Source organism: Lichenihabitans sp. Uapishka_5 (assembly GCF_033947565.1).
Taxonomy (GTDB): domain Bacteria; phylum Pseudomonadota; class Alphaproteobacteria; order Rhizobiales; family Beijerinckiaceae; genus Lichenihabitans.
In genome coordinates, this window is the sequence record NZ_JARPVX010000002.1 from 41441 (window position 1) to 62938 (window position 21498).

A 21498-nucleotide genomic window follows, 5' to 3' on the forward strand; every position below is an offset into this window, starting at 1 on the left:
ACCCGCGGTCTAGCGAGTCCGCGCGCGCATCAACGCGACTGCTCCAGCACGTAAACGTGCGGCGCACCCGTCTGCAGCGTTTCGCGCGTCAGCTCCAACACCGATCCCCCCACATGGGTCACCGTGGCGGGATCGAGCCGATCGAGGAAGCGCTCGACCGGCTCGATCTTCAGCACCCCACGCGGGCTGTAATAATGCATGGGAATGATCGCCTTGGGACCGATTGCCGCGATCGCCGCATCGAGATCGTCGAGCGCGATGGTGGCATGCTCGCCCGTCAAGGCCAGCAGGATGTCGACCGTGCCGCGCAGTGCCGCGAGCTGGGCGGGATCGACTGGGTTGCCGAGGTCGCCCATGTGCAGCACCCGCAATCCGCCGAGCGTGAACCGGTAGAGCGCGTTGGCGTCCGGGTCGCGCCCGAATTCCGACTGGTAGTCGAAGCTTCTGCTTTCATAGGCTGGAAAGCCGTGGATCGGGATGCCGAGCACTTCCGTCCCGTCGGGCGACACTGTGAGGGCGTTCACCACCACAGGGCTGCCCCGCACATGGCTCGGGTCGGAATGGAAGTCGTCCGTGGCCGAGCTCATGATGACGAGATCGGCCGGTTCTTCGATAGGGTCGAAGCCGCTGGCATCCGGGCCGGGCGTATAGGGGTCGGTCACCACCGCGAGGCCATCGGCCTCGAAGCGGAAGCTGGCGTGGGCGTAGAAGGTGATCTTCATGGGTCGGTCTCGCTGGGGATGCGCGGTCTAGATCTTCTCGCCCGTGAAGAGTTCCCAGGAGTGACAAAGCTCGGCCTGCTGTTCACCGAAGGCCACGAGGTGCGGCGCCTTCATGTGAGCTTCCCAGGCCGAGCGGCTGGCCCAGCTCTCGGTGAACATGAAGAGGTTCGGCTGATCGTGCGAACGGTGTAGCTCATAGGTCAAACAGCCCGCCTCCGCGCGGGTCGGCGCGACCAGGCCCTGCAGCACGCCCCGCAGCTTCTCCTCGGATCCGTCCTTGGCCGTCAGCCTGGCGATCACTGTCAGCGGTTCCATAGTGTCCTCCCATCGATGGCATCCGGCTCGTTCGGCCGTCTTGAACGCGGCCGACCCGCCCGTGCAGGGTCATGTAGCGCGGCGGGACCATGCCTCCAGGCCGTGGCGCGGCAATGCTTGACGGAGCCGGGCCCGACGGGCATGGCCTCGACCATCATGCCCATCTTCGCCATCCCGTATCCCGTCATCGACCCCGTGCTGGTGTCCATCGGGCCGTTCCCGATCCGCTGGTATGCCCTCGCCTATATCTCGGGACTGGTGATGGGCTGGGCGACGACGCGGTTCCTTGTCGCGCGCGACCGGTTCTGGCGACCCGGCCAGCCGCGTCCCACCGTGCTCAGCATCGACGATCTGGTGGTTTATATCGCGGTCGGCATCATCGTGGGCGGGCGCCTCGGCTATGTGCTGTTCTACAACCTGCCGTTCTTCCTCGATCATCCGACGGAGATCCCGAAGCTGTGGACTGGCGGCATGGCGTTCCACGGCGGGCTGATCGGGGCCGTGCTGGGCTTCGCGATCTTTGCCTGGCGCAACCGGCTGCCGGTGCTGAGCGTGGGAGACGTCGTGGCGGCCGGCGTCCCGTTCGGCCTCCTGTTCGGGCGCCTCGCCAATTTCATCAAGCCGGAACTCTGGGGCCGTGCCTCGGACGTGCCTTGGGCGATGGTGTTCCCGGGTGCCGGGCCGCTCCCGCGCCACCCGAGCCAGCTCTACGAGGCGGCGCTCGAAGGCGTTGCGCTGCTACTGATCCTGGCGATCGCGATCCGGGGTGGGGCGCTGCGCCGGCCCGGACTCGTCTGCGGCCTGTTCGCGATCGGCTACGGCACGGCCCGTATCATCGTCGAATTCTTCCGCGAGCCTGACGCGCAGCTCGGCTTTCTGTTCGGCGGCGCCACGATGGGCATGCTGCTTTCCGTGCCGCTGATCCTGGTGGGCCTCGGTCTCGTGGTGTCCGCAAGGCGGCGCCCGCTGCCGCCGATTTACGGGCCGGAGGTCACCCTCAAGCCGTGATGACGCGGTCGGTGTGGCCGAGGTCGCGCTCGGGATCGAGCTTGTCGCGCACCCGCTGCTTCAACAGTTTGACGTCGGGGAACCCGCCGTCGCGTTTCCGCTCCCAGATCACCTCGCCGTCATAGGTGATGACGAAGATGCCGCCGGTGCCGGGCGACAGCGCCACCTCGCCGAGGTCGAGCCCGAAGGTGGAGAGCAGCTCCTGCGCCATCCAGGCGGAGCGCATCAGCCAGTTGCACTGGGTGCAATAGGTGATGACGATCTTGGGCTTCTCGGTTTCCATGGCGATCCGTCCCGTTCGTCACCACTGGTGCGGCGGCCATCAGACTGCCATCCCGGCCGACATCTGACAACGTCGCCGGGCAGAACCTCTATTGGGCCGCGACGGACAAAGGCTCTCCGAGCCGATCATCGGTCTCGATGCGGCCCGAACGCAGGCGGATCGTACGATCGCAGCGGGCCGCCAGATCGGCGTCGTGGGTGACCAGCACCAGCGTGGCGCCGCGCGCCGCCCGGGTGGCGAAGATCAGCTCGACGATGCTTTCGCCCGTGGCGTCGTCGAGGTTGCCGGTCGGCTCGTCGGCCACCAGGATGGCCGGGTCAGGCGCCAAGGCCCGCGCCAAGGCCACGCGCTGCTGTTCGCCGCCCGAGAGTTGCGCCGGGTAATGGTCGAGGCGGTGCGCGAGGCCGACTGCGTCGAGTTCGCGGCGCGCCACCTCGAGAGCATCGGAACGGCCCGCGAGTTCCAGCGGCACCGCCACGTTTTCAAGCGCCGTCATGGTCGGAATCAGATGGAACGACTGGAACACGATGCCGATGCGTCGCCCGCGCAGGCCCGCCAACGCATCTTCGCCGAGCGCCGTGATGTCCTGCCCTTCCAGCCGGACGCTGCCGCGTTCCGGACGCTCCAGCCCGGCCAGGACCATCAACAGCGTGGATTTGCCCGAGCCCGAATGCCCCGTGATGCCGAGGGCCTCGCCGGCCGCCACATCGAGGTCCAATCCCTTGAGGATATGGACGCGGGCGGCCCCACGTCCCAGGCTGACGTGGACGTCGCGGAGCGCGATGGTGGGAGCGGACGATGACGACATTCGGAACCTGGTTGCGGCGCGGACCGGCGCTTCACCTGACATATGGCGGGGCGCAGCCGCGATGCCAGGGCGTCGGCGCCGTCCGACCGCATCGCCTGGGAGCCCTGGCACTCTCGGTGCTTCTTGCGGTCGTGTCGGCGCCTGATCTCGCGATGGCCCGCACGCTTCAGATCGTCGCTTTCGGGGACAGCCTGATGGCCGGCTACAACCTGCCGCCCGGCGATGACTACCCGGCTCGGCTGCAGGCGGCCTTGCGGCAGCAGAGCCTCGATGTGACGGTCACCAACGCCAGCGTTTCGGGCGATACCACGACCGGCGGCCTCGACCGGCTCGACTGGTCGGTGCCGGACGGGACCGACGGCGTGTTGCTCGAGCTTGGCGCCAACGACATGCTGCGCGGGCAGGACCCCAGCCTGACCAAGCAGAACCTCAGCGCCATGATCGGCAGATTGCAGGCCCGCCACATCGCCGTGTTCCTGATGGGCATGAAGGCCACACCGACGCTCGGGGCGGATTACGTCGGCCGCTTCGACGCGATCTATCCGGACCTCGCGAAGGCGGACGGGCTGCCGCTCGATCCGTTCTTCCTCGACGGCGTTGCCGGACAGGCGAAGTTGCAACTCGCCGACGGCATGCACCCGAACCCCGACGGAGTTGCGGCCATGGTGGCCAGGACGGCGCCGGCCGTCGCTGCATGGCTGAAAGGGTTGCCGGCCGGCAGAAGGTGACGCGGCAAGACCGATGTTTCAGGTCGGCGGCGTGCCGTTCAGTTTCAGCACGTCGCCCGCGAGATAAAGCGAGCCCGTGATCAGGATGCGGGGCGGAACCGGCCAGGGCCGGGCACTGACAAAGGCGAGCGCCTCCATGACGGTGCCGCAGGAGGCCGCCGGGATGCCGACCGACAGGGCCGCGCCGGCGATCTCGGCGGCGTCGCGGCCGCTGTGACCGTCGCCGACCGGCACCGCGATGAGTTCCTGGGTCAGGTCGGCGAAATTCTCCAGGAAGGCGCGCGGGTCCTTGGTGGTCAGCATGCCGCAGATCAGCACCAGGGGTCGGCTTTGCCGATCCTCGCGCTCGCCCATGGCCTCGGCCAGCACCCGCCCGCCTTCGGCATTGTGCCCCCCGTCGAGCCAGATCTCCGCCTCGATGGGGGCATGATCGGGCACCACGCCGCGCACCAGCCGTTGCAGCCGCGCCGGCCAGGACACGCCCAAAATGCCGGCCGCGATCGCCTCAGCCGGCACGTCGGGACGAAAGCGGCGAAGCGCCGCGATGGCGGTTCCGGCGTTGCCGTGCTGGTGACGCCCGGCGAGCCTCGGCAGCGGCAGGTCGAGGAGGCCGCGCTCGTCTTCGTAGATGAGCCGGCCATGTTCCTCGCGGGTGGCGAAATCCTGATCGCCGACGCTGAAAGGCACGCCGAGGCGCTCGGCCTGGCGGACCAGCACCGCGAGAGCCGCTTCGTCCTGGGCCGCGAAGATCGCCGGCACGCCGCGCTTGAGAATGCCGGCCTTTTCGGCCGCGATCTTCTCGACGGTCTCACCCAGGAACTCCGGGTGATCGAAGGACACGGGCGTCACCACCGTCAGGGCCGGACGCTCGACCACGTTGGTGGCGTCGAGTCGCCCCCCGAGGCCGACCTCAAGCAGCACGACGTCGGCCGGATGCTCGCTGAAGGCGAGAAAGGCCGCCGCCGTGGTGATCTCGAAGAAGGAGATCGGCCGGTCGGCATTGAGGGTCTCGCAGCGCTTCAACAACTCCGCAAAGGCCGCGTCGTCGATGATGGTGCCACCACCCGGGCGGCCCAGCCGGACGCGCTCGTTGAACCGCACCAGGTGGGGAGACGTGTAGACGTGGACCCGCAGACCCGCAGCTTCCAGCATGGCGCGCAGGAACGCCACCGTCGATCCCTTGCCGTTGGTGCCGGCCACGTGGATGACTGGCGGCAAACGTCGTTCCGGATGGCCGAGGTCGTCCAGCAGGCGGTGCATGCGGTCGAGCGACAGGTCGATCAGCTTCGGATGCAGGGCCGGCAAGCGCGCCAGAATGCCTTCGACGCGCTCGTGCCCGTCACCCGCCGCCGTCACGGCCGACCCATCCGCGACAAAGGCAAGCTCACTCGGCGGCAGTCGCGAGCGGCAGGCCGGGATGGTCCTCGGCTTCCGCGACCACATCGTTCATCAGCAGGCCGCAGAGGCGGGACAGGGTCGCCTTCATGTCCCGCCGGTGCACCACCATATCGACCATGCCGTGTTGTTGCAGATATTCGGAGCGCTGGAACCCTTCGGGCAGCTTTTCGCGTACGGTCTGCTCGATGACGCGCGGTCCCGCAAAGCCAATCAGCGCGCCGGGCTCGGCGATATGGACGTCGCCCAGCATCGCATAGGAGGCCGTGACGCCGCCGGTGGTCGGGTTCGTCAGCACCACAAGATAGGGCAGGCGGGCCGCCTTGAGGCGCCGCACTGCCACGGTGGTGCGCGGCATCTGCATCAGCGAGAACATACCCTCCTGCATGCGGGCGCCGCCCGAGGCCGCGAACAGGATGAAGGGCGTCGCGTTTGCGACCGCATGTTCGAGCCCGGCCACCACCGCTTCGCCAGCCGCCATGCCGAGCGAGCCGCCGATGAAGTCGAAATCCTGCACCGCCACCGTGACGGGCCGACCGTCCATGCGGCCGGCACCGACCTTCACGGCATCCTGCAGGCCCGTCTTCGTGCGGGCATCCCTCAGCTTGTCGACGTAGCGCTTTTCGTCGCGGAACTTGAGCGGATCGAGCAGCACCTCGGAGCCGGAAACCTCATCCCAGCGCCCGTCGTCGAACATCGAGGCGAGGCGCGCCACGGCGTTCATCCGCATATGGTATTCGGACCCCGGCACCACGAAAAGGTTACTCTCGAGATCGCGATGATGGACGAGCTGGCCGCTTTCCGGGCACTTGACCCATAGGTTCTCCGGCGTTTCCTTCTTCAGGAAGGACCGGATCTTCGGCGGGACCACATTGAGGATCCAGTTCATCCGGCTTTCGTGATTGGCGTCGCTCATTGCGAGGCTCCCTTGCGGATGCTGCGGACACCCTTGGCGAGGTCGGCCACATAGGCCGTAACATCCTGCACCGTGCGTGCGGTTGCGGCGTCTTCCGCGTCCAGCGACTGCTTGAGGACGGAGATCAATGCCGTGCCGACCACGACCCCATCCGCATGGGCCGCCACCGCGGCGGCATCGTCGGCAGTCTTGACCCCGAAGCCGACCGCCACCGGCAGGGTCGTATGGCCCTTGATGCGCGCCACCGCTTCGCCGACCTTGGAATAATCCGGCACGCTCGATCCCGTGATGCCCGTCACGGAAACGTAATAAACAAACCCCGAGGTGTTGGCCAATACGGCCGGCAGGCGGCGCTCGTCGGTGGTCGGGGTAGCGAGGCGGATGAAACTGAGCCCGGCTTCGAGCGCCGGCAAACAGAATTCGTCATCCTGCTCGGGCGGCAGATCGACCACGATGAAACCATCGACGCCGACCGCCTTGGCCTCGGCCAGGAAGCGCGGCACGCCATAAACGAAGATCGGGTTGTAATAGCCCATCAGGATGATCGGCGTGTCGGCATCCTGCTCGCGAAACGCCCGCACCATGTCGAGCGTCTTGCCGAGGTTCTGCCCGGCCTTCAGGGCCCGCAGGCCGGCCGCCTGGATGACCGGGCCATCGGCCATCGGATCGGTGAACGGCATGCCGAGTTCGATCACATCGGCCCCGGCGGCCGGCAGGCTGCGCAGCAGCGCCAGCGAGGTGTCGGGGTCCGGGTCGCCGGCGGTGATGAAGGTCACGAGGGCGGCACGGCCCGCTTCGCGGCAGGCCGCGAAGCGGCGGTCGAGGCGGCTGTCCATGGCGCTCACATCCCGCCGAGGTGGTCGGCCACGGTGAACAGGTCCTTGTCGCCGCGGCCGCTCATGCACAACACCATGATGTGGTCCTTGGGGCGCTGCGGTGCGAGCTTCTCGATCGCCGCGAGCGCATGGGCGGGCTCGAGCGCCGGAATGATGCCCTCGAGCTTGGCGCAGAGCTGGAAGGCTTCGAGCGCCTCCGTGTCGGTCGCCGACAAAAAGGTGATGCGGCCGACATCCGCCAGCCAGGCATGCTCCGGCCCGATGCCAGGATAATCGAGGCCGGCCGAGATCGAATGGCCTTCGATGATCTGGCCGTCGTCGTCCATCAACAGGAAGGTGCGGTTGCCATGCAGCACGCCGGGCTTGCCGCCCGCGATCGAGGCCGCATGGGCGGGTGTGTCGAGACCGTGACCGGCCGCTTCGACGCCAAAGATCTCGACCTCCGGGTCGTCCAGGAAGGGATGGAACAGGCCGATGGCATTCGACCCGCCACCGATGCAGGCGATCAACGAATCCGGCAGCCGGCCTTCGGCCGCAAGGATCTGCTCGCGCGTTTCCGTTCCGATGATCGACTGGAAGTCGCGCACCATCGCCGGGTAGGGGTGCGGTCCCGCGGCGGTGCCGATGCAGTAAAAGGTGTCATGCACGTTGGTGACCCAATCACGCAGGGCCTCGTTCATGGCGTCTTTCAGGGTCTTGGCGCCGGACTGCACCGGGATCACCTCGGCGCCCAGCATCTTCATGCGGAACACGTTCGGCTTCTGCCGCTCGACGTCGACGGCGCCCATGTAGACGATGCACTTCAGCCCGAAGCGCGCGCAGGCGGTTGCTGTCGCGACGCCATGCTGGCCGGCACCCGTTTCAGCGATGATGCGTGTCTTGCCCATGCGGAGCGCCAGCAGGATCTGCCCGAGCACGTTGTTGATCTTGTGGGCGCCGGTGTGGTTCAGCTCTTCCCGCTTGAAGTAGATCTTGGCGCCGCCGAGATGCTCGGTCAGGCGCTCCGCCAGATACAGCGGCGACGGACGCCCCACATAATGGGTGTGCAGGTTCTGTAGCTCGGCGGCGAAGGCGGGATCCTGGCGGGCCGCACCATAGGCGGCCTCGAGCTCGAGGATCAGCGGCATCAGCGTTTCGGCCACGAAACGGCCGCCGAATTGGCCGAAGTGGCCGCGCTCGTCCGGTCCGGTGCGGAAGGAATTGCGCATCTCAGGTTTCACGACGGATCTCCAATCTGAGTCCGGTCAGATAGACCACGGGACGCCGCGAGACCAGGGGCGGGGGGCGTGCCGACCTGACGCGCCGCCGCAACGAAAGCCGCGATGAGGCCGGCGTCTTTCAGGCCGGGCGCTGTTTCGACCCCCGACGACACATCGACGGCCTTGGCGCCCGTCACCGCGAGCGCGGTTCCGACGGTTGCGGGCGTCAGTCCGCCGGATAGCATATAAGGCAGGGCGACATCCCGCAGGATCGGCCAGTCGAAGGCGACGCCGTTGCCGCCCGGCAGGGTGGCGCCCCGGGGCGGCTTGGCGTCGAACAGGATGCGATCGGCGCAAACCCGATACGGCTCGGCCTGCGCGAGGTCCGCCGCCTCGGCGATGCCGATCGCCTTCATGACGGGGCGACGGGTGGTTTGCCGCACGGCAGCCACGCGGGCCGGCGATTCCCGCCCGTGCAATTGCAGCCAGTCCGGCGACACGGCATCCATGATGGCGTCGATCGCCGCGTCATCGGCATCGACCGTCAAGGCCACGATCGTCGCCTGGCCCCGCGCCAGCCCCGCCAGAGTTCGCGCCTGGTCGAGGGACACATGGCGGGGGCTTTTCGGAAAGAACACCAAGCCGATCTGGTCGGCATCCGCCGCCAGCGCCGCCTCGAGGGTCGCGACCGTGGACAGGCCACAAATCTTCACCAGCGGCCTCGGGCGCAGCGGCCGCGCCATCAGGTAATCGTCCATGGCGAAGCCGCCGCCGATGTCGCTCTCGAGGGCCGCCACGATCGAAAAGCCCGCCCGGCCGTAAGCCCGGATGGCCCGCGCATTGGCCTTGTTGACCCTGAGGCGCAGGTCGGCGGCGCCATCAGCGATCGCCCGGGCATGGTCGAGCATCCGCTGCCCCAACCCGAGGCCCTGGCAGTCCGGCAGGAGGTAGAGCTTGTGCAGATCCGCCCTGCCCGCAGGCTCTGACGATAAGGCCAGGAAACCCACCGGACGGTCTGCCAGGATGGCCAGCTCCCACCGGGTGCCGGCCGCCATCTCGGCGGCGATCGTGGCCGGCGCGTAGAAACGCTCGAGCATGTAGTCGATCTGCGCCGCCGGCAGCATGGCGGCGTAGCTCGATCGCCAGATGCGGTCCGCCAGATCGCGGAGCATCGGGATATCGTGCACGTCGGCTGGGCGGAACTGCAACGAAGGCTGCATGCGAGGCTGGCTTCTCCCCGCGCCGGCGGCCGGGTCCTTGGGTGGCAGATAGGCGGGATGCTGTCAGATCGCCAGCCTCAGTGGGTGGCCCGGAGGCGCCGTGTCAGCGCCGCAGGCGCGCAATGAGGCTCGACGTGTCCCAACGCTGACCGCCCATGCGTTGCACGTCGCCGTAGAACTGGTCCACCAGCGCGGTCATCGGCAGGATGGCGCCGTTGCGACGTGACTCGGCGAGGCAGATGTTCAGGTCCTTGCGCATCCAGTCGACCGCAAACCCGAACTCGAATTGCCCCTCGGCCATCGTCTTGTGGCGGTTTTCCATCTGCCAGGATTGCGCGGCGCCCTTCGAGATCACCTCCACGACGGCACCGATGTCGAGCCCCGCGGTTTCGGCGAAATGAAAGGCCTCGGCCAGACCCTGCACCACGCCGGCGATGCAGATCTGGTTGACCATCTTGGTCAGCTGCCCGGCACCGCTGTCGCCGAGCCGCTGGCACTTCTGCGCATAGGCGGCGATCACCGGCTCAGCCCGTTCATAGGCGGCCTGCTCGCCGCCGCACATCACCGTGAGCCGGCCGTTCTCGGCGCCGGCCTGACCCCCCGATACGGGCGCATCGACAAAGTGGTAACCGCCCTCGCGCGCCGCCTGGAATAAGGCGCGCGCGACCTCCGCCGAGGCTGTCGTGTGGTCGACGAAGACCGTATCGCGCGCCATGCCGGCAAAAGCGCCGTCGGGGCCGATCGTGACCTCGCGCAGATCGTCGTCGTTGCCGACGCAGCAGAACACGAGATCCTGGCCCACGGCCGCCTCGCGGGGCGTCGCGGCGCTGCAGCCGCCATGGCGCTTCACCCAGGCTTCGGCCTTGGTCGCGGTGCGGTTGTACACCGTGACCACATGGCCGCCCTTCTGGGCCAGATGCCCGGCCATCGGGGCGCCCATGACGCCGAGCCCGAGAAACGCAACCTTCATGGTGTCACTCCGCAAACCTGTCGGCGCGCCGCAACGCCGGAAACAACCGCATCCAGAGCAAGACCACCGCGATGGTCCCGAGCCCGCCGATGGCGGCCGCCGGCACCGCGCCCAACAACGCGGCCGTCATACCCGATTCGAATTCCCCGAGCTGGTTCGAGGTGCCGATGAACAACGAGTTCACGGCGCTGACCCGCCCGAGCATCTCCTGGGGCGTCAGCAACTGCACGAGCGAGTTGCGGATCACCACGCTGATGTTGTCGGCGGCGCCAAGCACCACCAAGGCTGCCACCGACAAGGCCACGTTGGTCGAAAAGGCGAACACCAGCGTCGCAAGGCCGAACACCAGGACGGCCGAGAACATCTTCATGCCGACGTGGCGCTGGAGCGGCACCACCGACATGGCGATGCCCATCGCCAGGGCGCCGAGCGCGGGGGCGAGGCGCAGCAGGCCAAGCCCCCAGGGGCCCGTATGCAGGATGTCGCGTGCATAGATGGGCAGCAACGCCGTGGCCCCGCCGAGCAGCACCGCCACAAGGTCGAGCGAAATAGTGCCAAGCACGATCGGTCGCTCGCGGATGAAATGCAGCCCGGAGAACACCGACGCCAAGGTCGCGGTTTCCTTGCGGGGCGGCACGCGTTCGAGCCGCATGGCGCTGATCGAGGCGCTCGCGGCCGCGAAGCCGATCGCCGCGCAGGCGAAAGGCACCACCGGACCAAGGCCGTAAAGCAGGCCGCCGAGGGCCGGTCCGATGATCGACGCCGTTTGCATGGCGGTGGAGGAGACAGCCACGGCCCGCGGCAGGATCACGGCCGGCACGGTGCCGGGCAGCAGCGCCGAGGCGGTCGGCTGCTCGAAGGCTCTGGCGCCGCCGAACACCGCGATCACCCCATAGATGCCGGCGATGTGCAGCCAGCCACCCAGGATGCCGAGCGTCAGCACCAGAACGGCGCAGGCCTGGACGGCCTGGCAGATGGTGACGATCGTTCGCCTATCGTAGCGGTCCGCCACATGGCCGACCAAAAAGGTGAGAACGATCTGCGGCGCGAACTGCGCCAGACCGACGAAGCCGAGGCTGGCGGCGCTGTGGGTGCGGTCATAGATCAGCCAGCCGAGTGCCACGGCCGCCATCTGGAAGGCGAGCGACGACAACGTGCGGGCGATCCAGAACAGCCGGAAGGCCGGATGGCTGAACGGGTGGGCCGAGGCACTCGTCGCCGTCATGGGTCGAGGCTCGTCACCGCAAGCCCGGGCGGGGCGACAACGCCAAGCTCACAGGCACGCCCATCTTCAACCGTCACAGAACTCACGTCGGTGCCGTCAATCGCGATTGGCCAGACGGTCGAGCCGCTTCTGGAGGTGCGCCATGTCGCGTCGGACCGTTTCGATGTCGTCCGCTTCCGGCACGTCCGCCAAAGCGGCTTCATCGGGCACGAACGCGGGCGTCGTGGCCTGGGGGGCCCCCGCCGCAAACGGATTGAACATGCCGAGCGCCTTCGAGAACATCGTCATGTTCTTGCGGGTTTGCTCTTCGAGCTGTTCGAACATCTGGCTCCGCACGGCCTGGCCCGGCATGAACTTGGTGCCGAGCGCCGTTTCCATCTGATCGCGCAGCTTGTGCTGCTCGCTCGTCAGCCGATCGATGGTGAACTCCAGGTAGCTCGGCACCAGCATCTGCATGCTGTTGCCATAAAACCGGATGAGCTGCCGCAGAAACGTGATCGGCAACAAGCTTTGGCCGGTCTTGCCTTCTTGTTCGAAAATGATCTGGGCCAGCACCGAGCGGGTGATCTCTTCGCCGGTCTTGGCGTCGAACACCACGAAGTCTTCGCCCTGCTTGACCATGACGGCCAAGTCTTCGAGCGTCACATAGGTACTGGTGCCGGTATTATAGAGCCGCCGGTTGGCATATTTCTTAATTGTGATGGGCTGGGTGTCGCCGACGCTCATGACCGACCTGCGAAACGCACTGCAGCAGAACCATGCCACGGCTGTTAAACGCATAGGCGGTTTGCCTGGGCCGGGGAACACATTTTTCGGGCAGCCGTCCGAAAACGGTGCAAATGCGGCGTCCGTGGGCAGCGGGGCGCCCTGCTGCGGGTCCAGGCTGCTGGCCTGGCGAAATCTCGCGGCACACGCTTGCAGCACTCAGGGCTCTGCCCGATCTTAATCCCAAGCCCGCGGCGGTTGCGACGGTCGGGCCATGCAATATGGAGGGAAGGATGTCCGAGATCGTCATCGTATCCGCGGCTCGCACGCCCGTCGGATCGTTCAACGGCGTCTTTGCTGCCGTTCCGGCGCACGAACTCGGCGCCACCGCGATCCGCTCCGCTCTTGATAGGGCCAAGGTCGAAGCGGGCGAGGTCGACGAGGTGATCCTTGGCCATGTCCTCACGGCGGGGCAGGGTCAAAACCCGGCTCGCCAGGCCGCCATGGCGGCCGGCATCCCCCAGGAGAAGACCGCCTGGAGCTTGAACCAGGTGTGTGGTTCGGGCCTTCGGGCCGTGTCGCTCGGCCTGCAACAGATCGCCAACGGCGACGCGGAAATCATCGTGGCGGGCGGCCAGGAATCGATGAGCCTGTCGCCGCATGCCGCTCACATGCGGGGCGGCACCAAGATGGGCGACCTGAAGCTCGTCGATACCATGCTGCGCGACGGCCTGATGGATGCCTTCCAGGGCTACCACATGGGCGCCACGGCCGAGAACATCGCGACCCGTTGGCAGATCACCCGCGAAGATCAGGACCGCTTCGCGGTCTCGTCGCAGAACAAGGCCGAGGCCGCCCAGGCGGCCGGACGCTTCGCCGACGAGATCGCACCCGTCACCGTGAAGGGGCGCAAGGGCGACACGGTCATCGACACGGACGAATACATCCGCCATGGCACCACGCTTGAGATGGTGTCGAAGCTGAAACCTGCCTTCTCGAAGGACGGCACCGTCACGGCCGCCAACGCTTCGGGCATCAACGACGGCGCCGCCGCCCTGGTGCTGATGAGCGCGGAAGCGGCGCGCAAGCGCGGGCTCACGCCGCTGGCCCGCATCGCCTCCTGGGCGACCGCTGGCGTTGATCCGGCCGTCATGGGGTCAGGGCCCATTCCGGCGTCCCGCAAGGCGCTCGAAAAGGCCGGCTGGTCGGTCAAGGATCTCGAGCTGATCGAGGCCAACGAGGCCTTCGCGGCGCAGGCCCTGGCGGTCAACAAGGGTATGGGCTGGGATCCGGCGATCGTGAACGTCAACGGCGGCGCGATCGCGATCGGCCATCCGATCGGCGCCTCCGGGGCGCGGGTGCTGGTCACGCTGCTCCATGAGATGGGGCGCCGCAATGCCCACAAGGGGCTGGCCACGCTGTGCATCGGCGGCGGCATGGGGATCGCGTTGACGGTGGAGCGGTGAGGGGTCCCGCCCTGCGCATGCCAGACGGATGTAAATTGTTCAGCACATAATGTGCATGTGGATTATACGAGGCTGGAGCGGCCGTGGCCGCGCCAGCCCCAACCCCGTGTCAGGAGTGGTCCGCGCCCATGCCGCAGGCCTTGTCCCATCCGACCCATCCCGCCGTGCCTGCAGCCCCGACCCAGAACTTCCGCACCATCGCCCTGATCGTCGCCAGCGCCATGTTCATGGAACAGCTCGACGCGACCGTGTTGACCACGGCCCTGCCCACGATGGCGCGGGATTTCGGCGTCACAGCTCCCAACATGAGCGTGGCGCTGACGTCCTATCTGTTGAGCCTGGCGGTGTTCATTCCGGCGAGCGGCCGGGTGGCCGACCGGTTCGGCGCCAAGCTGGTGTTCCGCTCGGCCATCGTGGTGTTCACGCTCGGGTCGATCCTTTGTGGACAAGCCAACAGCCTGCCGGCCCTGGTGGCGGCGCGCGTCTTTCAGGGCCTGGGCGGTGCGATGATGATGCCGGTCGGCCGCCTGGTGCTGTTGCGCAGCGTCGAGCGGCGCAACATGGTGTCGGCCATGTCGTGGCTGCTGGTGCCGGCGATGATCGGCCCGATCATCGGCCCGCCGGTGGGGGGCTTCATCGTCACCTATCTCGACTGGCGCTGGATCTTCTACATCAACGTGCCGATCGGCTGCCTGGGCTTCGTGCTGGTGTCGTTGTTCATCGCCGAAACGCCCCGCACGGACGAGGGTCGCTTCGACGTTCTCGGCCTTTTCCTGTCGGGGATCGGCCTCGGATGCCTGTTCTTCGGCTTCGAGCTCGCCAGCCACGCCGGTGAGCGTGATGTCGCCCTGGCGCTGCTCGGCGTCGGTGCGATCTTCGCCGGCCTGTATGTGAGGCATGCCCGGCGGGTCGTATCGCCCATCCTCGATCTGTCGCTGATGCGCATCCCGAGTTTCGGCCTGTCGGTGTGGGGCGGTTCGCTGACCCGCATCACCCAGGGCGCGCAGCCGTTCCTGCTGCCGCTGATGTTTCAGCTCGGCTTCGGCCTGACGGCGGCGCAAAGCGGCACGCTGGTGCTGGCCACCGCGGTCGGCTCGGTGTCGATGAAGGCTTTTGCGCCCAAGCTGCTGCGCCGGTTCGGCTTTCGCCGCAGTCTGATCGTCAATGGCGTCGTGTCGAGCGCCGGCTACGCGCTTTGCGCCGCCTTCCGGCCCGGCATACCTTACGGCGTCATCTTTGCCGTGCTGGTGTTGTGCGGGTTCTTCATGTCGTTTCAGTTCACCGCCTACAACACGGTCGCCTACGACGAGATCCCGCATGAGCGCATGAGCGGGGCGACGAGCTTCTACACCACCTTCCAGCAGCTGATGCTGTCGGTGGGCATCTGCATCGCCGCAGTGGCGCTGCAGGGCTCGATGACCCTGCGCCAGCATGCGACGGTGCAGCTTGCGGATTTCTCGACCGCCTTCCTGGCCGTCTCGGCGATATCGCTGCTGGCGACCTTCTGGAATGTCCGGTTCTCGCCGGATGCCGGAACGGAAATCAGCGGTCACCGCATGATTTCGCCCCGGTCGAGCCCGGCCGCCTGACGCGGCCGGGGCTGCCGCTCAGCGAAGCGGCAGATGCCGACGGGCAGCCTCGATGCCGCAAGCCGCCAAGGCAGCCTTGAGGATGCCGCCGATCAGAAACGGCGTGACGCCGAGGGCGACCGCCTTGCTGGCACCGACGAACATGGCGAGCCATGCGGCCCCGATCCCCAGGATGAACAGGTTGGCGGCCGCCATCACAACGAAGGCCGATGCTAGGCTGCGGACGGTCCAACCCTTTTCTGCCGCGGCGCCGACCAGCAGACCGGTCAGCACGAAGGCCAGCAGGTAGCCGCCGGTGGTCCCCATCAAATAGGCGATGCCGGAATGGCCGGCCGAAAGCACCGGCAGGCCGATGGCTGCTTCGGCCAGCCAGGCCAGGATGGCCGCCGTACCGAGGCGCCAGCCGAACAAGGCCGCCACCACGGTGACGCCCAGGGTCTGCATCGTCACAGGCACCGGCAGCATCGGCACCGAGATCCACGAACAGGCGGCCAGCACGCCGGTGGCGGCCAGCACCGCCAGGGCCTTGAAGGCGGCCGGGCGGCGGCCAAGCCGGAAAGGCACGTAGATCGCGCTGTCGGGGGGGAGTGCTGACACGCTCATGATTGTGATCCTCGTCTTGGACGGATGCGGCAGCGGAGGCCGTTTGGGTCTGCCGCTTATGCCGCTGACCTCCTGCCGGTGGCAATCGCCGATTTATCGCTGGTCGCATCAAGCGGCCGCAGCAACCGTCATGGCCTGCGCACAACATTTGCGCATGCTTGCTTGGAGAAACGGCGTCAACCGCGGAACCGACCCACTATACTGCGGCTTCGACAGTGCAGGCGCAGCATCGTCCAACATGCTGGCGCCGGTTGAGAACGGCGGCGAACCCATGCGTATCCGGTGCGGCTTCGACATCTCCTATCTATGCAACGCTCCGACGGCGATGAGCTTTCTGCTCAGCGTCCGGCCTGAACGCGAGCCGCACCTCGTTTCGCCGCAGAACATCACTTGCGAGCCGTTCGTGCCGATGCGTGGTTATCGCGACGGCTTCGGCAACCGCGTTAAGCGCATCCTGGCCCCGGCCGGCGAAGTCAGCATCCGGGCCGATTTTACCGTTGAGGACAGCGGATTGCTGGATGAAGCCGACCGCAATGCCGTGCAGCACAACGTCGAGGATTTGCCGGACGACGTCATGGTGTTCCTGATGCCGAGCCGCTATTGCGACACGGAACATCTGAGTGGTCTCGCCTGGTCGCTATTCGGCAACACGCGCCTGGGGTGGGACCGGGTGCAGGCGATCGTCGATTACGCGCACGACCGCATCCGCTTCGACTACCAGCAGGCCCGCGCCACCCGCACCGCCAGCGAGGGGCACTTCGAGCAGGTGGGGGTATGCCGGGATTTCGCCCATCTGGCCGTCACCCTGTGCCGCTGCATGAACATCCCGGCCCGCTATGCGACCGGTTATCTTGGCGACATCGGTGTTCCGATCGTCCCCGATCCGATGGACTTCTCGGCCTGGTTCGAGGTCTATCTCGGCGGCCGCTGGTGGACCTTCGATGCCCGCCACAACAAGCGGCGGATCGGCCGCATCGTCATGGCTTATGGGCGGGACGCGGTGGATGTCGCCATCTCGACGGCCTTTGGTTATGCGGGTCTGTTGAAATTCAACGTCATCACGGAGGAGCTCCCCGAGGCAACGAGCCACACGCGGAGCTACAGCACGCGTTTTCCGGCCACCGCCCTCGAGGCTTGAACCGGCGAAGCGGCGCGCCCCGAACGACACGCCGCAAGGATTTGTTTTCCGATAGCGCGGGCACGTCCCATGCCGAGGATGCGTGCCGGCCCCAGCCGTGGCATGATAGGGCGTCGAGCCAGGCTGAAGCGCCGCCTGGCCTGCGGGGCGTGGGTGGAAGCATGCTTGCGCCTCGTCCCCATCGCGCGACGCTCACATGAAAAGGGCATCATGACCGTTCTGTCGGTTCGGCATGTCACGACGTATGACTACAAGCGGCCCGTGCGTTTCGGCGAGCACCGCATCATGTTCCGCCCGCGCGACAGCTACGATCAACGGCTGATCTCGTCGGACCTCGTCATCACGCCGGAGCCGCGCCGCATTCGCTGGCTGCACGACGTCTTCGGCAATTGCGTGGCGATCGCCAGCTTTGCCGGGGAGGCCAAGCAGCTTCGCTTCGACACCACCATCGTGCTCGACCATACGCCGTCGAACGTGCCCGATTATTCGATCGAGGACTATGCGCGCGCCTATCCGTTCACCTACGGGGCGGAGGAGATGCCCGATCTGTCCCGCCTGATCGAGCGCCAATATCTCGACCCGGAACACAAGATCGACAGCTGGGTGAGGCGCTTCCTGCGCTCCGGCCGGGCCACCGACACCGGCCAGCTGTTGATGACCATGACTTACGCGATCAAGGAAAGCTTCACCTACACGCACCGGCATGAGCGCGGCACCCAGGACCCGCTGACGACGCTGAACTCAACCAAGGGCACCTGTCGCGACTTTGCAGTGCTGATGATGGAGGCGGTGCGATCGCTCGGCCTCGCGGCCCGCTTCGTGTCGGGTTACCTGCATGTGCCGAACGATGCGATCGACACGCATGTGGGCGGCGGCAACACCCATGCCTGGTGTCAGGTTTATCTGCCGGGCGCCGGCTGGGTGGAGTTCGATCCGACCAACGGCATCGTCGGCAACCGCGACCTCATCCGGGTCGCGGTGGCTCGCGATCCGCGCCAGGCCCTGCCGCTGTCGGGCACGTTCTATGGGGCCGGCGAGGACAATCTCGGCATGACAGTCGCGGTTGACGTCCGCGAAATGCGAACTGCCATGGCGCTCGACGGCGCCTCGGAGTTGGAACCGGTGATCAGCGAGGCCGTCGATGCCCCCATGCGGTCGGCGCTGACGGTGGCCTGACCGCAAGCCGTGGCAGAATGACCGGGTGTTCCCTCATGGTCGTCGGCCCACGGACCTGGCGGGCCGTTCAAGCGGTTGACGGCGCATGACGGCCCACACTGCACGCCCCGATCTTTCGGACGATGACGACAAAGCGGCCACGGCCACCCAGCCGACCAGCCTGCCGAGCGCCATCCGCACCTTTGGCTTCGCGGGCGATGTGACGTCCGGGGAGCGCCGGCTCGCGACGGAGCGTCCGGTTCAGGTCGTCTTTGGCGATGTCCCCTTCGGCGTAATGATGCTGACGCCGGACGATCTCGACGATTTCGCGTTCGGGTTCAGCCTGACTGAGGGAATCATCAAGACCATCGCTGATCTGCGTGGTGTCTCGGTTCGGGTTAGCGACGGCGGGCTGGTGCTGCGGATCGATCTGGCCGGGGCCCGCCTGCACGCGCATCTGGCCCGCAAGCGAGCAATGTCGGGCCGCACCAGTTGTGGCCTGTGCGGGATCGAGGATCTGTCAGCCTTGCGACGCGCCCAGGAAGCAGCACAGGGGCCGGCCCCCTTCGTGCCGCTCACAGCGATCAACACCGCTTTGGCGAACCTCGAGCGTCTGCAGCCTTTAAGCGCAGAGACGCGCGCCGTTCACGGTGCCGCCTGGTGCCGATTCGACGGCAGCGTCGCACTGGTGCGCGAAGATGTCGGCCGTCACAACGCGCTCGACAAGCTGATTGGCGCGCTGCTGCGGGCCGGCGTCGCGGCCGACGACGGCTTTCTGCTGATCACCAGCCGCGCTTCGTTCGAGATGGTAGAAAAAGCCGCGATCTTCGGCTGCCGGACCCTGGTCAGCATTTCAGCGCCGACGGCCCTGGCGCTCGAACGCGCCCAGGCGCTCGATCTCACTCTCCTGGGCATCGCACGCCGCGACTCGGTCACGGCGTTTCATGGGGCTGACCGGATCATCCCGTCGGCCTGACGGCAGAGCCTTATGGGTCTGATTGGCAAACTGGGGAACGAGGCTTGAAACAGTCGGGCCTGGATGACCTTGCCGCCCGAATCCCAATCGTCAGGTGGCGCGTGCCATATAGGAGCGTGCGCGGGCGCAATAAGCCCGGTTGGCGGCCGAGGCGCGGGTGACGCGGTGACCCGACTGATAACGGGCCAAGGTCATGCACACGTCGCCGTTCGACGCCTTGTAGGCGTCGGCCAGCACCTTCATGCCGAAATGGAGATTGGTTTCCGGCGCGAACAGCGCTGTGACGCCGCCGCCATAGCCCATGCTGCGGGCGGTATCATATTTGATCTGCATCAAGCCGAGGGCGCTGCCGCCGCGTGCCTTCGGATTGAAGCGGCTTTCGATATTCACCACCGCGGCTGCGAGCTTCTCCGGCACGCCGTTTTCCCGAGCGTGCTTGGTGACGAGGTCACGGATCGTCGGGGCCGCGCTTTCCACCGGACCCGCGGCCGCGACCGGGTCGGCCACAACAACAGGGGTAGGGGCCGGCAGCGTTTCCTTGGCGGCCGTCTGCACCGTCGTGTGCCGGCGTACGGCGGCAGCGCGTTCATGACTTTGCCGGCCGCGCGAAGCCTTGACGGCCGCAGTGGCCGTCGGGACGTTTGCTTGTGGCGCCGGTGCAGCCTCGGGCGTCGGCGCGGGCTTCTCGTAGGTGGCTTGTCCCCAGCCGCCGAATCCGGCTTCGGCCTGAAGGGTGGTCCCTGCGAAGAAAGCGAGGGCCAGACCCAGCGCGGCACGAGGCGTTTTCAGCAAATTCCCAACTTTCTGGCCGTTTCGTGCTGCCAAACCACCCAGGAATCATGGCTGAAACGTGTCATGCACTTCGGCAACACAGAATGTAAAACGGAACTGTGTCTTGAGCGACACATCCCGAATGGATTGTCGCTGTAGGGGAGACCAAATCCGGCTTTGTCAAGTTTTCCACGTACTCGACTCGGCAATGCCTAATTGGCAGGCCAGGACGCGCGATGTGCAGCCGATTTGACATGTTCATCGTCCTTTCAGCATCACGCGCAATTGTTACGGCGCGGGAACCGTCCAGGCTTGCCGGCCCAAAGGAGATCTACGATGCGACTTTCAGTGTTGACCGTGGGAGCGTTGGCGTCGGCGCTGCTGCTGTCGGGTTGTTACACGCCGCAACAGCAGAACACGGCCAATGGCGCCGTGCTGGGCGGCGCCACGGGCGCTCTGATCGGCGGCCTGGCGTCCGGCCGCGCCGGGGGGGCTCTCGCGGGTGGGGCCATCGGCGCCGCGACGGGCGCCATTCTGGGGTCGGCTTCGACGCCGCGACCGGGACCGGTTGTTTATGCGGCCCCGCCGCCGCCTCGCGTCGTTTACGCCGCTCCGCCGCCGCCGGCCTGTGCCCGATTCGGCTACGATCCCTACGGCAACCAGGTCTGCCTGCAATATTACGCCTACTGACCACCCTGGTTTGACGATGCGGCTCGGCTTCCCTCCGATCGACCGGTCATGGTCGTCGCCAAACCATGGGGTGCGGGCGGACCTTTATGCCGCTCCGGACAGCGTGATCCTGCATTACACAGGCATGCGCGATGGGCCGTCGGCGGTGGCTTGGCTGTGCGATCCGGTGTCGCAGGTGTCGTGCCATTATGTCGTCCTGGAGGACGGAGCAGTGCTGCAGCTCGTAGCCGACGACCGACGGGCCTGGCATGCCGGCCGGTCGATCTGGCGCGGTGAAACCGACATGAATTCGGCCTCGATCGGCATCGAGGTCGTCAATGGCGGTCACGATTTCGGGCTGCCGCCCTTCCCCGAACCGCAGATCGCGGCCGTCACGGCCTTGTGCCGCGCCTTGATGCAGCGGCATGCCATCCGGCCCGACCGCATCCTGGCGCATTCCGACATCGCACCGGGTCGCAAGCGGGATCCGGGGGAGTGCTTCCCCTGGTCGATCCTGGCCCGCCACGGCGTCGGCCTTTGGCCGGAGACGTTCGACGACGGCGGCCAGGACCGCGAGGTGTCGACCCCCGTTGGCGAGGTGCAACGCCGCCTGCACGCCTTCGGCTATGGCCTGACACTCAGCGGCGTCCATGATGCCGAAACCGAGACCGTGGTGCGGGCCTTCCAGCGTCGCTACCGCCCTCGTCGCATCGATGGCGTCGTCGATGCGGAAACGCTGTGGCGTCTCGATGCGCTGCTAAACGTCAGCGAGGCGGCGCTCTAACGACCACCGATACGGAC

At 66.9% G+C, this 21498-nt stretch carries 23 protein-coding genes and 1 pseudogene; 9 read left to right on the forward strand and 15 right to left on the reverse strand.

All coding sequences use genetic code 11. The annotated features are described in order from the left end of the window. Positions 1-29: 29 nt before the first annotated feature. Positions 30-722, reverse strand: a complete 693-nt coding sequence (locus tag P7D22_RS01200; protein ID WP_319932372.1) for an MBL fold metallo-hydrolase — start codon at positions 720-722, stop codon at positions 30-32. A gap of 27 nt (positions 723-749) precedes the next feature. Beyond that, complete coding sequence (locus tag P7D22_RS01205; RefSeq protein WP_319932373.1) at positions 750-1037, reverse strand: putative quinol monooxygenase; 288 nt, start codon at positions 1035-1037, stop codon at positions 750-752. Positions 1038-1193: 156 nt separating this feature from the next. On the opposite strand from P7D22_RS01205, the gene lgt reads away from it, so the two are divergent. Further along, positions 1194-2045, forward strand: coding sequence for a prolipoprotein diacylglyceryl transferase (gene lgt, locus P7D22_RS01210; RefSeq protein ID WP_319932513.1), 852 nt, complete (start codon positions 1194-1196; stop codon positions 2043-2045). Here the strand turns inward: lgt and P7D22_RS01215 are convergent. Next, the gene (locus P7D22_RS01215; protein WP_319932374.1) at positions 2035-2328 is read right to left on the reverse strand and encodes a SelT/SelW/SelH family protein; all 294 of its coding nucleotides are present in this window, start codon (positions 2326-2328) and stop codon (positions 2035-2037) included. The two genes, lgt and P7D22_RS01215, sit on opposite strands and share 11 nt — an antisense overlap. 88 nt (positions 2329-2416) lie before the next feature. Then, positions 2417-3136, reverse strand: a complete 720-nt coding sequence (locus P7D22_RS01220; RefSeq protein WP_319932375.1) for an ABC transporter ATP-binding protein — start codon at positions 3134-3136, stop codon at positions 2417-2419. On the opposite strand from P7D22_RS01220, the gene P7D22_RS01225 reads away from it, so the two are divergent. Beyond that, the gene (locus P7D22_RS01225; protein ID WP_319932376.1) at positions 3127-3864 is read left to right on the forward strand and encodes an arylesterase; all 738 of its coding nucleotides are present in this window, start codon (positions 3127-3129) and stop codon (positions 3862-3864) included. The genes P7D22_RS01220 and P7D22_RS01225 overlap by 10 nt on opposite strands. An 18-nt stretch (positions 3865-3882) precedes the next feature. On the opposite strand, the gene P7D22_RS01230 is transcribed toward P7D22_RS01225, so the two are convergent. The 9 genes and pseudogenes from P7D22_RS01230 to phaR form a co-directional block, all read right to left on the reverse strand. Then, positions 3883-5220, reverse strand: a complete 1338-nt coding sequence (locus tag P7D22_RS01230) for a bifunctional folylpolyglutamate synthase/dihydrofolate synthase (RefSeq protein ID WP_319932377.1) — start codon at positions 5218-5220, stop codon at positions 3883-3885. A gap of 28 nt (positions 5221-5248) precedes the next feature. Further along, a complete protein-coding gene (accD, locus tag P7D22_RS01235) occupies positions 5249-6148 on the reverse strand; it encodes an acetyl-CoA carboxylase, carboxyltransferase subunit beta (protein ID WP_319932514.1) in 900 nt (299 codons plus the stop codon). Between the two features lie 23 nt (positions 6149-6171). After that, on the reverse strand, positions 6172-7011 hold the full coding sequence (trpA, locus tag P7D22_RS01240; protein ID WP_319932378.1) for a tryptophan synthase subunit alpha: 840 nt from the start codon (positions 7009-7011) through the stop codon (positions 6172-6174). Between the two features lie 5 nt (positions 7012-7016). Beyond that, positions 7017-8219, reverse strand: a complete 1203-nt coding sequence (gene trpB / locus P7D22_RS01245; protein WP_319932515.1) for a tryptophan synthase subunit beta — start codon at positions 8217-8219, stop codon at positions 7017-7019. Between the two features lie 8 nt (positions 8220-8227). After that, on the reverse strand, positions 8228-8953 hold the full coding sequence (locus P7D22_RS01250) for a phosphoribosylanthranilate isomerase (protein ID WP_319932516.1): 726 nt from the start codon (positions 8951-8953) through the stop codon (positions 8228-8230). Between the two features lie 63 nt (positions 8954-9016). After that, positions 9017-9430 (reverse strand): annotated as a pseudogene (locus P7D22_RS01255) (GNAT family N-acetyltransferase); the annotation flags it as partial. Between the two features lie 103 nt (positions 9431-9533). Beyond that, positions 9534-10400, reverse strand: a complete 867-nt coding sequence (locus tag P7D22_RS01260) for an NAD(P)-dependent oxidoreductase (RefSeq protein WP_319932379.1) — start codon at positions 10398-10400, stop codon at positions 9534-9536. A gap of 4 nt (positions 10401-10404) precedes the next feature. Beyond that, positions 10405-11625, reverse strand: coding sequence for an MFS transporter (locus P7D22_RS01265; RefSeq protein WP_319932380.1), 1221 nt, complete (start codon positions 11623-11625; stop codon positions 10405-10407). 96 nt (positions 11626-11721) lie between these two features. After that, positions 11722-12351 carry a polyhydroxyalkanoate synthesis repressor PhaR gene (gene phaR / locus P7D22_RS01270; RefSeq protein WP_319932381.1) on the reverse strand — a complete coding sequence of 210 codons (630 nt, stop codon included), beginning with the start codon at positions 12349-12351 and terminating at the stop codon, positions 11722-11724. A 272-nt stretch (positions 12352-12623) separates the two neighbouring features. Here phaR and P7D22_RS01275 point away from each other — a divergent pair, with 272 nt between their 5' ends. Beyond that, a complete protein-coding gene (locus P7D22_RS01275) occupies positions 12624-13796 on the forward strand; it encodes an acetyl-CoA C-acetyltransferase (protein WP_319932382.1) in 1173 nt (390 codons plus the stop codon). A 128-nt stretch (positions 13797-13924) separates the two neighbouring features. Continuing rightward, positions 13925-15385, forward strand: coding sequence for a DHA2 family efflux MFS transporter permease subunit (locus P7D22_RS01280; RefSeq protein ID WP_319932383.1), 1461 nt, complete (start codon positions 13925-13927; stop codon positions 15383-15385). 18 nt (positions 15386-15403) lie between these two features. On the opposite strand, the gene P7D22_RS01285 is transcribed toward P7D22_RS01280, so the two are convergent. After that, positions 15404-15982, reverse strand: a complete 579-nt coding sequence (locus P7D22_RS01285; RefSeq protein ID WP_442916002.1) for a biotin transporter BioY — start codon at positions 15980-15982, stop codon at positions 15404-15406. A gap of 277 nt (positions 15983-16259) precedes the next feature. Between P7D22_RS01285 and P7D22_RS01290 the strand changes: the two genes are divergently transcribed. The 3 genes from P7D22_RS01290 to fdhD all read left to right on the forward strand — a co-directional run bounded on the left by P7D22_RS01290 (position 16260) and on the right by fdhD (position 19257). Further along, the gene (locus tag P7D22_RS01290; protein ID WP_319932517.1) at positions 16260-17126 is read left to right on the forward strand and encodes a transglutaminase-like domain-containing protein; all 867 of its coding nucleotides are present in this window, start codon (positions 16260-16262) and stop codon (positions 17124-17126) included. A gap of 210 nt (positions 17127-17336) precedes the next feature. Next, the gene (locus P7D22_RS01295) at positions 17337-18302 is read left to right on the forward strand and encodes a transglutaminase family protein (RefSeq protein ID WP_319932385.1); all 966 of its coding nucleotides are present in this window, start codon (positions 17337-17339) and stop codon (positions 18300-18302) included. A gap of 199 nt (positions 18303-18501) precedes the next feature. Further along, positions 18502-19257 (forward strand): formate dehydrogenase accessory sulfurtransferase FdhD, encoded by a 756-nt coding sequence (gene fdhD / locus P7D22_RS01300; RefSeq protein ID WP_319932386.1) that lies wholly within the window; start codon positions 18502-18504, stop codon positions 19255-19257. A 90-nt stretch (positions 19258-19347) separates the two neighbouring features. On the opposite strand, the gene P7D22_RS01305 is transcribed toward fdhD, so the two are convergent. Then, positions 19348-20049, reverse strand: a complete 702-nt coding sequence (locus P7D22_RS01305; RefSeq protein WP_319932387.1) for a lytic transglycosylase domain-containing protein — start codon at positions 20047-20049, stop codon at positions 19348-19350. Positions 20050-20364: 315 nt separating this feature from the next. Between P7D22_RS01305 and P7D22_RS01310 the strand changes: the two genes are divergently transcribed. Next, positions 20365-20718 carry a glycine zipper domain-containing protein gene (locus tag P7D22_RS01310; RefSeq protein WP_319932388.1) on the forward strand — a complete coding sequence of 118 codons (354 nt, stop codon included), beginning with the start codon at positions 20365-20367 and terminating at the stop codon, positions 20716-20718. Positions 20719-20734: 16 nt separating this feature from the next. Then, the gene (locus P7D22_RS01315; protein WP_319932389.1) at positions 20735-21481 is read left to right on the forward strand and encodes an N-acetylmuramoyl-L-alanine amidase; all 747 of its coding nucleotides are present in this window, start codon (positions 20735-20737) and stop codon (positions 21479-21481) included. Positions 21482-21498: the final 17 nt, after the last annotated feature.